Genomic DNA, 13,026 nt, shown 5'->3' with positions numbered 1-13,026 from the left:
AAAAGTAACCTGCCGCGCGCGTTCTCCCATCCGGACTTTAACCGTCGGTCCTGGAGTTTCACCAGATCAACCTCATCCTCGGGCCTGGTGGCCTTTGCATAAGGGTCGCGGACTATAACCGCCGGCTCAGATTTTCACTGACCCCGAAGCGCGTTGCTCTAGAAAACAGTCTAGCTGGTGGGTTTATTCCCCGCGAGATGAGTGACTGTGGATTCGCTGAGAGCGTTCGTGATGTGTTTTAGCCGTGGTGGCGAGGAAGAAGGCCAATAGCGTCATACACCTTGGCCAACGTGGCATCTGCAACCTCGGAAGCACGATCTGCTGCCTTGCCGAGGATGCGATCTAACTCTGCTGGGTCGGAAAGCAATTCGTTGGTGCGCTCGCGGATAGGCGTGAAGCTGGCGGTGACCTGCTCAGCCAGATCCTTCTTCAAGCCGCCATAGCCGCCACCGGCATATTCGTTGACAATGTCATCCACGCTGCGACCGGAGAGCACCGAGAAAATGGTGAGCAAGTTGGCCACCCCAGGCTTGTTCTCGCGGTCGAAACGGATCTCGCCATCAGCGTCAGTCACCGCACGCATGACCTTCTTCGCGGTGATGGCAGGGTCATCCATGATCTTGAGCAGGCCTGCTTCAGTCTCTGCTGACTTCGACATTTTCGCTGTGGGAGTCTGCAGGTCATAAATCTTGGCAGTCTCTTTGAGAATGTGACCTTCAGGGATGGTGAACGTCTCACCAAAGCGAGAGTTGAAGCGCATGGCAAGGTCACGGGTGAGCTCAAGGTGCTGGCGCTGGTCTTCTCCCACCGGAACGACGTTGGCTTGGTAAGCGAGGATGTCTGCTGCCATCAGAATCGGATAGGTGAACAGACCCACCGAGGCAGCGTCGGCTCCTTGCTTAGCGGACTTGTCTTTGAATTGAGTCATGCGGCTGGCTTCACCGAAACCGGTGATGGTGTTGAGTACCCAGGCAATCTGGGTGTGTGCCTGCACGTGGGACTGAATGAACAGAGTCGACTTATCGGTGTCAATACCGGCAGCGATGTATTGCGCAGCAGTGGAGCGGGTGCGCTCACGTAGTTCTGTGGGGTCCTGTGGAACTGTGATGGCGTGCAGGTCAACTACGCAGTAGAAAGCATCGAATTCGTCCTGCATAGTGACCCAGTTGCCCAGGGCGCCAATGTAGTTGCCGAGGTGAAGGGAGTCACTGGACGGCTGCATGCCGGAGAGGATGACGGGCTTGGTCATGATGTCCTAGAGGTTGTAGTCGACGACGACGGGGGTGTGGTCTGACCAGCGAGTGTCATAGGACTCTGCGCGGTCGACGGTGTAGTTGGTAGCAAGGGCTGCGAGAGCAGGAGTGGCGAGGTGGTAATCAATGCGCCAGCCAGCATCGGTATCGAATGCCTGTCCACGCCAGGACCACCAGGTGTAGGGGCCAGGAACCTGACCAGCTGCTGCGCGTCCGACATCGACCCAGCCGAGGCCTGTGCCGGTAGAGCCATCAGCGCCGGTCACGGTTTCACCTGCAGCACCCATGAAGCGATCAAAGTAGGCACGTTCTTGGGGCAGGAAGCCAGCACGCTTGACGTTGCCCTTCCAGTTCTTGATGTCCAGCTCAGTGTGACCCACGTTGAGGTCACCGACCACGAGGGCGTAGTCGCTGTGCTGGGCTAGCTCAGGCAAACGAACCTGCATGGCGTCTAAGAACTTGAATTTCTCCACCTGCTTAGGAGTATCCACTTCACCAGAGTGCACATAGGTGCTCACCACGGTCAGGATCTTGCCTGCGATCTTGTAGTCGGCTTCGAGCCAGCGACCTGCGGTATCAAAGTCATCTGCGCCAAGGCTCACGCGGTGAATTTCTGCCGAGCTGCGGCTGGCCAGCGCAACGCCAGCACGGCCTTTGGCCGTTGCTGCGTCATGCAGAATGTTCCAGTCGGGACCTAAGAGTTCTTCGAGGTCTTCGGTGGAAGCACGCACTTCTTGCAAGGCGAGAATGTCAATGCCGCGACCATCGAGCCACTCGCTCATTCCTTTACGGAAGGCGGCACGAACACCGTTGACGTTGACGGTGGCAATGCGGACTGACATGCCCTAATTCTATTGGGCTAGTTCTTGTCGTGACGGTGGGGCACGACCCAGCCGAAGTCTTTCAACTCCACACCGGAATCACTCATGCTCACCGCAACCCAGCTGGTGGCAAGGAGATAAATCCGAGAGGCGAAGTTGAAGTAGATCAACAGTCCAATGAACACCGTGAAGCTGGCGAGCAATGGATTGCTTTCTGGACGGGTGAGGACATAAGACCCCAACACCTTCAAGAGCATCAACGCGAAGCCACCCAAAAGAGTTCCATTGCGCAGGATGCGCCAGGGGATAGGGACCCCACTCAAGATTCGAATGATGGCAGCAAGCACGACGGTGTCAAAAACGAACACGACTGCTAAGCCAATAACTTCGAACAGAATCTTGCCCACACCCGATTTATCAACAATGCCAAGTTCAGGGAAGATCACACCCGAGAGTTTGGTCACGCCCACTGTTGCGGTGGCACTGAGCAAAACAAAGATGACGTAGATCAATGCAAGAACAAGGTCATAGACCTTGAGCAACATGTAATTCACCTTCGACTGTGGAAGGTTGAAGATCGTGCGCACGGCAGTGCGAACATAGTTCAGCCAGTTGATGGCTGTGTAAAGCACGATGAAAACAGCTAGGCCGCCAGTCCAGCCAAAGCCTGTAATTGACTCCAAAGTAGTGGGATCAATGACCCCACCTTTTCTAATGAGATCTGGCACCTGAGCGTTGATGAACTCGATGACCGCCTTGCGAATCTCAGGACGATCCTTGAGAAAAATGCCGGTGAGGCTAAAGCCCACCCACACGGCAGCGAAGGTGGCAAAGACAGCTTGAAAGGACATCCCTGCTGCCAGGAGGTTTCCACCAGCAGCGCTATATGCCTTATAGACACGGTAGGGGCGTTGTGCTTTCGCCCAGGCCAATATCTTCTTCATACTTGCCAGCTTAAAGGGAAAGGCCCGTGGATTCCTTTGAAGAACCCACGGGCCAAAGAGCCCCGCTAACTTTTAGTCAGCGTCGAGGTCAGATGTGAGCAGGCTAGCCAGCTCGTCTGCAACAGCCTCAGCGTTGTCACCTTCGACATCGAGCACGAGTTCTTCTCCGTGTCCGACAGCGAGAGCGAGCACCGAGAGGATGCTTGCACCATCTGCGTTGTCACCATTGGGCTTAGTAATCGTGACGTCGTGACCGGTAGCTCCTACAGCCTGCACAAAAGTGCTGGCTGGACGAGCGTGAAGTCCAACGCGCGAACCAACAGTGACGGTTCTCTGAGCTTTAGGCAACTGCTTCCTCCAGTGCTTCGTCGGAGACACCAGGCTTGATGTTCTTTGCGACGATAACGAGGAGTGCGGTTACGACCGTACCGATTGCAACTGCAATCAGGTACATGGGCCAGTTGCCCACGAGGCCGAATACCCAGAGGCCACCGTGAGGTGCGCGCAGGGTGCAACCGAAGGCTGCAACGAGAGCACCAGATACACCCGAACCGATCATGATCGAAGGGATCACGCGCAGTGGGTCAGCAGCAGCGAATGGGATTGCACCTTCAGTGATGAAGGATGCACCGAGCAGCCAGGCAGCCTTACCGTTCTGACGCTCAGCGTTCGAGAACATCTTCTTGCGAAGAACGGTCGCGAGTGCGAGACCCAGAGGAGGAGTCATACCTGCAGCCATGACGATTGCCATGATGACGAAACGAGGGTCGTTTGCATCTGCCGAAGCGCCAGCCTCAGTAAGACCAGCAGCTGCGAAGGTGTAAGCAACCTTGTTGACGGGACCACCCATGTCGAATGCCATCATGAGGCCGAGGATGATACCCAGACCAATGAGGCTTCCACCGGAGAGGCCGGTCAGCCAGTCGTTCAGAGCGGTCATGAGGGACTTGAGAGGACCTCCGAGGATGACGAGCATCAGACCAGCAGTGATGAAGGTTGCGACCAGTGGGATCACAACAACTGGCATGAGCGGACGCAGCCAGTTGGGGAGCTTGATGCGGCTGAGCCACAGAGCTACGAAACCACCGAGGAAACCGGTGATAAGACCACCGAGGAATCCGGCGCCAACGGTACCAGCAATGGCACCACCAACGAATCCGGGAGCCAGACCGGGACGGTCAGCAATCGCGTAAGCGATGAAGCCCGAAAGGACTGGTACGAGGAAACCGAAGGTAGCAGCACCAACGGCGAACATAACATAAGCCCAGTCATGAGCGGCTAGAGGGTTGAAACCCTTAGCCAGGAACTCTGCCTGGTCCTGGTAAACGATGTCATAACCACCGATCATGAACGACAGAGCGATAAGGATACCGCCGGCCGCCACGAAGGGGATCATGTAGGAAACACCGGTCATCAGCCATTGGCGGATGCGGGTTCCTGTTCCTGAGTTGTTAGACAATTGTGGCCTCCAATGCCTCATTGCATTTTGTTTGGTGTTACAGATCTTGCCGTCTCAGCAAGAACTCTATGGAAAAAGCTACGCCGTGATTAGCTGAAAAGGCGGGCAAAGAAGCCCTTCTTTTCACCCGTGTCGTTGGCGGGCTTTGAAGCTGCAGCGGGTGCTGCAGCCTTGGGAGCGCTACCGGCATCCTTGGGAAGGGTGTCGATGGAGCTCACAGCTTTTGCAACTACGTTCTCTGCGTCAGCAAGAGCCTTGCTTACGCCGATCTGCAAGAAAGGCTTGCCAGCGAAGCGAGAACGATCTTTGACCTCGAGGTCGGTTGCGAAAATTACCACGTCAGCAGCGTCAATGGTGGACTGCTTCATGGGGGAAGAACCTGCGGAACCCTGGGTTTCTACGGTGATCTCGTAGCCAGCCTTCTTAGCTGCCTGCTCGAGAGCTTCAGCTGCCATGTAGGTGTGGGCGATACCGGTGATGCAGGATGTTACGGCGACGATCTTGGTCATTAGGACTGTACCTCTCGTGTGATGATTGCTGCGATTTCGGCACCAGAGTTGGCGTCGCGCAGGGACTGGCGGAAGTCTTCGTGCACGAGCTTGCGAGCAAGTGCAGCGAGGATGTGAAGGTGCTTGTCGTCTGCGCCATCTGGTGCAGCGATCAAGAAGATGAGGTGTGCGGGGCCGTCAGCGGCACCGAAGTTCACGCCGTCCACGCTGGTTGCTACAGCAACCGAAGGAACGGTGACGTGGGCGGAACGTGCGTGGGGGATACCGATACCACCGGGGAGACCGGTTGCCATCTGTTCCTCACGGGCACGGACGTCGGCGAGGAAGCCGTCGAGGTCGGTTACGCGGCCGTCGTTAGCGAGCTTGACAGCCAGCTGGCGAGTTGCGTCTTCCTTGGTTTCAGCAACCAGACCAACGATGACGATGTCTTCGGTAGTCAGTGCTGCGGTTGCGTCAGTCATACGTGGAGCTCCTTAATGGCGGTGGTGAAACTGGGGTTGATGACAGTGTGAACTGCCGTAATAGTAATGTCTTTTGGCCCGGGCACTGTGGTGGCAGGCAACTGAACGGCTGCCGAGCCCCAGGCGACAGCGGTGGAAATCCGCGTAATGTCGCCATCTTCGTGCCTAGAAAGTTCTTCAGAAATTGTCACGTCTGCGCTGAGATATCCAGCCAATGTGCTGTCTCCAGCACCGACGGTGCTATCTGGAGTGACGGGGTCGTGACCGGCCCAAATACTTCCACGGCTGTTCACGAGCAAGGCACCGTTCTCACCCAGACTCACCACGATGGCAGCACCTGGGTTACCAAGCAGGCTCTGTGCGAACTCCACAACGTCGCCGACGGTGGGAAGTTCACGGCCTGCAAGTTCTTCCAACTCTTCGTGGTTGGGCTTCATCAGGTCTGCAACACCTGAGTGTGCAACAGCAGCAAAAGCCCCGCCGGAAGTGTCAACCGCGAAACGCACGCCGTGTTCGTGAGCGAGCTTGCCGAGTGAAACATAGAAAGAACCATCAAGTCCACGAGGAAGACTTCCAGCGGCAACCAACCAACGTGGTGAAGATTCCAGAACGCCCGCAATTTGCGAAAGTAGCGCTGCGGTTTCAGATTCAGAAAGCTGGGGTCCTGCTTCGTTGATCTTGGTGGTGTCGCCGTGAGCATCCACAATGGTGATGTTCTGACGAACTTCTTCAGCAATGCGTGTGGTGACGGTCTGAATTCCCACCTCGCTCAGTGCGGATTCAATCCAGCTACCTACAGTTGCGTCTGAGGGGAAGACTGCAGCGGTGTTGATGCTGTTTTTGTGAAGAGCGCGAGCAACGTTGATTCCCTTGCCGGCAGGATCTTTGTGCTTGCCAGTTGAACGGTTCACTTCACCGGTGGTGAAGGTGTCCAGTTCGAGGGTGAGGTCCACGCTGGGGTTGGCAGTCAGAGTGATGATCATGCGACCACCACATCAGGGCCGGCCATCTCGATTTCGATGAGGTGTTCGTTGTCGATGGAGCTGTCGGTGATGACGGTGTCAATCCGGCTCAGTGGAGCAACGTGGCCAAAGTCTTCGCGACCAAACTTGGTGTGGTCTGCCAGGACGACGGTGCGACGAGCTGCATCAACGAATGCAGTCTTGATGCGCGCTTCTTCAAGGTCGGGTGTGGTCAAGCCACGTTCAGGGGTCAAGCCATTGATACCGAGGAAGGCAACGTCGACAGAGAGTGAACGCAGTGCGTCCTCAGGCCAAGAGCCGACCATGGCCAAGGTGAGGGGGCGAACGTGGCCACCGAGCAAGTGCAGCTGAATGTTGGGGCGGGTAGCCAGAACGGCAGCGATTGGAATCGAGTTGGTCACCACAGTGAGGTCGATGTCCTGAGGAAGCAGGGCAGCAAGACGTGCGGTGGTGGTACCGGCGTCGATGATGATGGAGCCGCCATTGGGAATTTCAGAGAGAGCCATTCGTGCGATGCGCTCTTTCTCATCGGAGAGCATGCCTTCGCGGTAGGTGACATCCGGTTCAACGCTGAGGCGGTCGATGGGGATGGCGCCACCGTGTGCGCGCTGCAACAGGCCACGACGTTCTAAGACAGTGAGATCGCGACGAATTGTCTCGGGAGTGACATCGAGTTCTTCGGCGAGGGAGCGAACTTCCACGCGACCCTGATGACGCGCCTTGGCCAGGATGGCCTGGTGGCGTTCAGGTGCGTACATGGGACTCCATTGTCTAGCGGACGTTGCTTCAAACATTATGCCAGCAAAATGTTTGTTTGTCTTTTTTTACTCCCGATTCCACTTGTTTGTCAACATAAAAGGGGGGTAAAGTTAATGTTTGTGTCCGTTTGCAAACAGACACCCACAACTTAACCGCTAAAAATCAGCCCTCCTTGATGAAGAATTGAGAAGGTCTTACTTCTTACAAGGAGCAGCAATGGAGCTCACCGGTATCGGCGTAGGCCGCGGAATCGCAGCAGGCCCCGTCAAGCGCATGCCTGAGCCCCTGGCGGAACCAACAGACATCGAACGCACAGCAGAGGCTGAGGCTGAGATTGCTGCTGCCAAAGTTTCTCTCGCTGCTGTCGGTGAGTGGCTGCGTGAACGTGGCGTCAAAGCCGGTGGCGAAGCCAAGGATGTTCTCGACGCTCAGGCCTTGATGGCCGGCGACCCTGCACTGGCAAAGGACATTGCTAAGCGCATCGAAGCGGGCAAGACCGCCGAGCGTGCGGTCTTCGACGCTTTCTCTTCTTTCCAGAAAATGCTTGAAGGCATGGGCGGCTACATGGGTGAGCGTGCTGCCGACCTCGCCGATGTTGCTCAGCGTGTTATTGCTCACCTGCGCGGAGTTCCCGCTCCAGGAGTTCCTGAGTCTGACGAGCCCTTCATTCTTGTGGCTCACGATCTTGCTCCCGCAGACACCGCACTTCTGGACTTCACCAAGGTGTTCGCCCTCGTCACTCGTGATGGTGGCCCCACTTCTCACACCGCCATCTTGGCTCGTGCGAAGTCCATTCCCGCCATCGTGGGGGTGGGTGCCGGGGCAGAGTCACTGACCGATGACACTCTTGTCGTGGTCAACGCCGCAACCTCCACCGTTACCGCTGGAGTTTCTAGGGCAGATGTTGACGCAGCACTGGTGAAGCGTTCCGAGTGGCTCGAAGCATCTAACGCACCTATCACTGATGGCGCACTCAAGGATGGCCACAAGGTTCCTCTGCTGGCTAACCTCGGATCTCCTAAGGAAGCTGCCGGCGCGATTGCGCTCGGCGCTGAAGGTGTTGGTTTGTTCCGCACCGAGTTGCTTTACTTAAATTCAAAGGTTGTTCCAACTGTTGAAGAGCAGGCTGCCGAGTACGCTGCAATTCTTGCCGCTGCACCGCAGGGCCCAATTGTGGTTCGCACAATTGACGCCGGTAGTGACAAGCCGGTTCCATTCTTGCTAATGCCGCACGAAGAAAACCCGGCACTTGGTGTTCGCGGTTTCCGTTTGATTCAAGATCACCGCGACTTCATTGAAGACCAGTTGAAGTCACTTGAAATTGCCAGAGTGCAAACCGGCCGTGAAGTTTGGGTAATGGCACCAATGATTGCAACCGTGCAAGAAGCAAAGCAGTTTGCCGATCTTGCCCGCTCACTTGGTGGCTACAAGGTGGGCATCATGGTTGAGACACCTTCTATTGCGGCATTGATAGACCAGCTGGCCGGCATCGTTGACTTTGTATCGGTTGGTACTAACGACCTGTCTCAGTACCTGTTTGCTGCCGACCGCATGAACGCCAACCTTGGTGCACTCAGCAACCACTGGCAGCCAGGTTTGATTCGCACCCTTGCCCGCATCGCCGATGGCGCCAACCGTGGCGGCTTCAGCGTTGGCGTATGTGGCGAGAGCGCTTCAGACCCTGCCTTCGCAGTTGTGCTTGCCGGTCTTGGCATTAACTCTGTCTCTGTTTCTGTTTCTCAGGTTGGTGCGGTTCGCGCATCACTAAGTGCACTTGATCTTGCTAAGGCAAAAGAAGTTGCCAACGCGGTGTTGGTTGCAACATCACCTGAAGAAGCAAAGGCGGCAGCACTAGATGCACTCTCGCAGCTCTAAAGTAAGCGTCATTGGTGCGGGTGCCGTTGGCGCCTCAATGGCTTATGCAATGTTGATTCGTGAATCAGCGCGCGAGGTTGTTTTGTACGACGTAAATGAGGCCAAGGCAACTGCCGAGGTTCTTGATCTTGCACACGGCACCCAGTTCACCGGTTCATCATCAATTAGCGGTGGCGCAGATATTTCTTTGACTGCAAACTCAGATGTAATTGTCATTACCGCTGGGGCAAAACAAAACCCGGGGCAAACACGCTTAGAACTTGCCGGGGTTAATTTTTCAATCTTGAAATCATTGCTGCCAGATCTTTTGAAGCACTCCCCCGAGGCAATATTTGTTTTGGTTACCAACCCTTGTGATGTGCTTGCAACCGCCGCAATGCGCCTAACCGGTTTGCCTGCGAATCGTGTGTTTAGTTCTGGAACAGTTTTAGACTCTTCAAGACTTCGCTGGTTGTTGGCACAACGCTTTGGTGTTTCAACTGCAAACATTCACGCCAACATTATTGGCGAGCACGGTGATTCTGAATTTGCTCTTTGGTCTCAAGCTGCAGTTGGAAATGTGCCACTGCTTGACTGGAAGTTAGAAGACGGCAGCACGCTATCACGTGATGAACTTGATGCAATTGCGTACTCGGTAAAAACCGCAGCCTACAAAGTTATTGAAGGTAAAGGCGCAACTAATTTTGCAATTGGTTTATCTGGTGCGCGAATTGTTGAAGCCGTATTAAATGATGAACACGCAATCTTGCCAATTAGTTCAGTGCTAAATAATTACCACGGGGTTTCTGGCATTGCCATGTCTGTGCCTACTTTGGTTTCAAGAAACGGTGCGGTTCGCACAATTGACATCACCATGCAGCCACACGAGCAAGATCTGTTTGAAAAATCTGCGGCAGCCATCAAGGCCTCGCTAGATTCAATCGGAATTTAAGCTTCGCTAATTATTCGGTTTACCACGCTGTTAAACAGCGCAGCACGGTCATCGTTCTCGGCACCAGCAAGGTAGTACTCACGCATCTCTTTACGAGCATCGTAGGTTGCCTGGGTATCGGTGTTTAGTAGGCGCAAAATTGCAGGCTCAAAGTCAGCTGGCGCACGGCCATCAAGCACAACGCCGGTCTTTGCCATTGGGTAGCGCTCTGTAAATTCTTGAGCGGTTTGATCCATGCTTACCAACAGATAAGGCTTTAGCGAGAATAGCCAGTCACTCATAATGCCCGATAGGTCAGAGACAATCATGTCGCTAAGGTTGGCCGCCTGGTTCACGGTGATCTCTGTTTCGGCGGCGGCACCAAAGACGTGCTTTATGCCGGTCTTATTGGCGTGCTGCTCTAGCATTTCGTGCACCACAGAAATGGTGTGGGCGCCCTCGCTGGTCTTTGAGCAAAACGGGTGCGGGCGGTAAATTACGCTGGCACCGGCCTTGGTTAGGGCCTCAACAATCTGCGGGGTAACCGAAAGGCTAGAAAGCTCTTCGCCAAGCGCAGAGCCACCCCAGGTTGGCGCTACCAGCACGGTTGGCTTCTTTGGGTTTACCGGGCCTTCGGCCACGTTCATGCCGCCAAGTTGCGGGCGGCCAACAATTTCAAATTTATCGGCGGCTACCTTTACGCCGTTTCGCGCGTAGCGGTCTACGCCAGCCTGGCCGGCTACAAAGATTTTGGTGAACATGCCAGAGACCGGGTTGAAGCTTGCGGTTTTTTCGCTGTCTCCGTGCATTAGCTGCGCGTGCACCAGGTGAGGAAACCTAACGACCTCTGTGTTTTCACGTGCGTTATTTACGTACATGATGAACTTGAGGGTGGGCAGGTTACAAACCTCAATTAGTTTGTCGCGGTCGCGCGCAATAACAACTTTTGCTTTTTTGGTCATTGCCTGTAGCTGGCCAGCCATGCTTGGTCGGCGGGTGATGATGATCCACTCTTGGCCAACGTTTTCAAAAGGTTTGATCCACATTGCAATTTGGTACAGCGTGCTTTCATCGCCGTCAAAGAAAACAGCAAAGCTTGGTTTCATTCCGGCTAGCGACTTTGTGTCTTTGGTGGCCAATACGCCGCCAAGGTTCATGCCAGCGCTGCGCAGGTAACTTGAAATTACGCGCAGAACCTTTGAGACAAAGATTAAGAAAGTACCTAAAGCTTTAATGATTTACTCCTGTGTGCTTTTTTGTGGCCAAATACGAACCTACCAAAACCAGCGGGAATCCAACCAGAATTCCGGCGGTGATTGGTTCATCCAAAAGCAGAATACCCAGCACCACGGCTACTGCCATGTTCATATAGGTGACCAGGCTGCCGCGGGCAACGCCAATTTCTTTAATCAAAGTGAAATAGGCAACGAATGCAATTGCAGAGCAAATCACACCAAGACCAATAATTGAAAGCCATGCCTCGATAGGTGGGTTGGCTGCAATTTCACCAGGCAAAGAGAAGGCTGCCGGCACCGCGTAAATAACCGCAACAATTGCCATTGCCAAACCATTGATTGCCACTGCAGAGACATCGGGAATTTTTATTGAAGTGATAACCGGTGCAACCGCATAACCAACTGAGGCAAGAATGATCATGCCCACGTGAGGAACAGAAATGCTGCCAGAAAGTGCATCAATACCAACTAGCAAAATCAAACCTGTGAATCCAATTGCCAGGCCGGCAAGAGTTTTTGGGTGAGCTAGAGATTTGTCTTTTAGATAAAACAGGCCAATCAAGAGGCCAAAGAAAGGTACGGTGGCAACCAGCAAGCCGGCTAGGCCCGAATTAATCACTCGTTCGGCCTCAGTAAGTAGATACCAGGGGCCAACCATTTCAATGAGTGCGTACAACAGTACATAGGGCCAAGCTTTGAGTGCGGGCTTCAATACTTTGCGATTAATGGCAATGGGAATAAGCACGGCCGCGCCAACCAGTACGCGAGAAAAAACAATGGTCCAGGTTGAGAAGTCTTCAACCGCTACGCGTATAAATAGGTACGGTACGCCCCAGGCAACACCAGCAATAAGAAAGAGAATCAGGCCTTTTCGCGACATTACCTAAGCCTAACTGACCGCTTAATGGCGGCTAGCCCCCGCCCCAGCAGTAGATTTAGCCCATGAGTTCAATGAAGACCGCAGCGCTAATTCGCTTTGCAACCGCCTTTGCCATGTTGGCCAGTGTGGTTTGGCAAATTACTTCAAGAGTTGTGAACAATGTGTTCAGGCCATGGGAGTACTTCTCTTACTTCACCATTCAGACCAGCCTGATTGCCATTGTCACTCTTAGCGTTGCCGGTTGGTTTGCCTGGAATGGGCGTGCGGAAACTCGCGTGCTGAATATCGTGCGGTTATCTACTGTGACTTTCACGGTTGTGGTGACCTTGGTTTACAACCTTTTGCTTCGCGGCCTGCCAGATGCCGCCGCCGATGGCGACTACGTGTGGCCGGTGCTACCAAATGAAATTCTGCACGTGTGGGCTGCGATCTTTATGTTGATTGACTGGATGCTCTCTAGCCGCCGAATCAACCTGCGAATTCGCACAATTTTTTGGGTGCTGTTGTTTCCATTGGTTTGGTTGGTTTACTCAATCATTCGCGGTCTTGCGGTTGACTGGTGGCCTTACTGGTTTATCAATCCAAATGAACCGGCCGGCATAACAGGAATGCTTACCTACATAATTGGCATCATGCTGTTCTTGCTTACCGTGGCAATTGCATTACTTGGTTTGCAACGCATCACAGTGCGCGCATTTAGAAAGTAATTACTTAGCCAACATTTCGCGAACCAGTGGCACAACCTTGGTTCCATAAAGTTCAATTGAGTGCATCAGTTTGCTGTGGCTCATTGGGCCGTTGGCATACTTCAAATCAAAACGGTGTGCGCCAATAGATTCAATGGCATAGGCAATTTTCTTTGCAACTGTTTCAACAGAGCCAACATATAGTGAACCTTGCTTCACCTCGGCCAAGAATGAATTCTTTTGCACCGGTG

14 protein-coding genes, 1 pseudogene and 1 riboswitch are annotated in these 13,026 nt (G+C 54.1%); of the genes and pseudogenes, 3 read left to right on the top strand and 12 right to left on the bottom strand.

Features of this window, described 5'->3' with window-relative positions; genetic code table 11:
- Positions 1-14: 14 nt before the first annotated feature.
- A riboswitch (FMN riboswitch) is annotated at positions 15-156 on the bottom strand.
- 82 nt (positions 157-238) lie between these two features.
- The 9 genes from trpS to Q0362_RS00530 all read right to left on the bottom strand — a co-directional run bounded on the left by trpS (position 239) and on the right by Q0362_RS00530 (position 7,188).
- A complete protein-coding gene (gene trpS, locus Q0362_RS00570) occupies positions 239-1,249 on the bottom strand; it encodes a tryptophan--tRNA ligase (protein WP_298118594.1) in 1,011 nt (336 codons plus the stop codon).
- 6 nt (positions 1,250-1,255) lie between these two features.
- Positions 1,256-2,095, bottom strand: coding sequence for an exodeoxyribonuclease III (locus Q0362_RS00565; RefSeq protein ID WP_298118591.1), 840 nt, complete (start codon positions 2,093-2,095; stop codon positions 1,256-1,258).
- Between the two features lie 17 nt (positions 2,096-2,112).
- Positions 2,113-3,018: a YihY/virulence factor BrkB family protein gene (locus Q0362_RS00560; RefSeq protein ID WP_298118588.1), complete on the bottom strand. Its 906-nt coding sequence runs from the start codon at positions 3,016-3,018 to the stop codon at positions 2,113-2,115.
- A gap of 72 nt (positions 3,019-3,090) precedes the next feature.
- Complete coding sequence (locus tag Q0362_RS00555) at positions 3,091-3,366, bottom strand: HPr family phosphocarrier protein (RefSeq protein ID WP_110232858.1); 276 nt, start codon at positions 3,364-3,366, stop codon at positions 3,091-3,093.
- Positions 3,359-4,477: a PTS fructose transporter subunit IIC gene (locus Q0362_RS00550; protein ID WP_298118583.1), complete on the bottom strand. Its 1,119-nt coding sequence runs from the start codon at positions 4,475-4,477 to the stop codon at positions 3,359-3,361. Before Q0362_RS00550 ends, Q0362_RS00555 begins: the two co-directional genes overlap by 8 nt.
- A gap of 89 nt (positions 4,478-4,566) precedes the next feature.
- Positions 4,567-4,986 (bottom strand): PTS fructose transporter subunit IIB, encoded by a 420-nt coding sequence (locus tag Q0362_RS00545; protein WP_298118580.1) that lies wholly within the window; start codon positions 4,984-4,986, stop codon positions 4,567-4,569.
- The gene (locus Q0362_RS00540) at positions 4,986-5,447 is read right to left on the bottom strand and encodes a PTS sugar transporter subunit IIA (RefSeq protein ID WP_280795514.1); all 462 of its coding nucleotides are present in this window, start codon (positions 5,445-5,447) and stop codon (positions 4,986-4,988) included. The genes Q0362_RS00545 and Q0362_RS00540 overlap by 1 nt, the downstream gene beginning before the upstream one ends.
- Positions 5,444-6,430: a 1-phosphofructokinase family hexose kinase gene (locus tag Q0362_RS00535; RefSeq protein ID WP_298118574.1), complete on the bottom strand. Its 987-nt coding sequence runs from the start codon at positions 6,428-6,430 to the stop codon at positions 5,444-5,446. Before Q0362_RS00535 ends, Q0362_RS00540 begins: the two co-directional genes overlap by 4 nt.
- Positions 6,427-7,188 (bottom strand): DeoR/GlpR family DNA-binding transcription regulator, encoded by a 762-nt coding sequence (locus tag Q0362_RS00530; RefSeq protein WP_298118570.1) that lies wholly within the window; start codon positions 7,186-7,188, stop codon positions 6,427-6,429. Before Q0362_RS00530 ends, Q0362_RS00535 begins: the two co-directional genes overlap by 4 nt.
- A gap of 217 nt (positions 7,189-7,405) precedes the next feature.
- Between Q0362_RS00530 and ptsP the strand changes: the two genes are divergently transcribed.
- Positions 7,406-9,064: a phosphoenolpyruvate--protein phosphotransferase gene (ptsP, locus tag Q0362_RS00525; protein ID WP_298118567.1), complete on the top strand. Its 1,659-nt coding sequence runs from the start codon at positions 7,406-7,408 to the stop codon at positions 9,062-9,064.
- Positions 9,045-9,995, top strand: coding sequence for an L-lactate dehydrogenase (locus Q0362_RS00520; protein WP_298118565.1), 951 nt, complete (start codon positions 9,045-9,047; stop codon positions 9,993-9,995). The genes ptsP and Q0362_RS00520 overlap by 20 nt, the downstream gene beginning before the upstream one ends.
- Here Q0362_RS00520 and Q0362_RS00515 read toward each other — a convergent pair.
- Together Q0362_RS00515 and Q0362_RS00510 are read right to left on the bottom strand one after the other, a co-directional pair.
- The gene (locus Q0362_RS00515) at positions 9,992-11,113 is read right to left on the bottom strand and encodes a CDP-glycerol glycerophosphotransferase family protein (protein WP_298118562.1); all 1,122 of its coding nucleotides are present in this window, start codon (positions 11,111-11,113) and stop codon (positions 9,992-9,994) included. The genes Q0362_RS00520 and Q0362_RS00515 overlap by 4 nt on opposite strands.
- Before the next feature lie 91 nt (positions 11,114-11,204).
- Complete coding sequence (locus Q0362_RS00510) at positions 11,205-12,089, bottom strand: DMT family transporter (protein ID WP_298118560.1); 885 nt, start codon at positions 12,087-12,089, stop codon at positions 11,205-11,207.
- A gap of 62 nt (positions 12,090-12,151) precedes the next feature.
- Between Q0362_RS00510 and Q0362_RS00505 the strand changes: the two genes are divergently transcribed.
- The gene (locus Q0362_RS00505; protein WP_298118557.1) at positions 12,152-12,796 is read left to right on the top strand and encodes a Pr6Pr family membrane protein; all 645 of its coding nucleotides are present in this window, start codon (positions 12,152-12,154) and stop codon (positions 12,794-12,796) included.
- Here the strand turns inward: Q0362_RS00505 and Q0362_RS00500 are convergent.
- Positions 12,797-13,026: pseudogene (locus Q0362_RS00500) on the bottom strand (LLM class flavin-dependent oxidoreductase); the annotation flags it as partial.

This window comes from uncultured Aurantimicrobium sp. (assembly GCF_936931525.1).
Taxonomy (GTDB): domain Bacteria; phylum Actinomycetota; class Actinomycetes; order Actinomycetales; family Microbacteriaceae; genus Aurantimicrobium.
The sequence above is the reverse complement of the archived record's forward strand: the minus strand, read 5'-3'. Positions and strand labels throughout refer to the sequence as shown.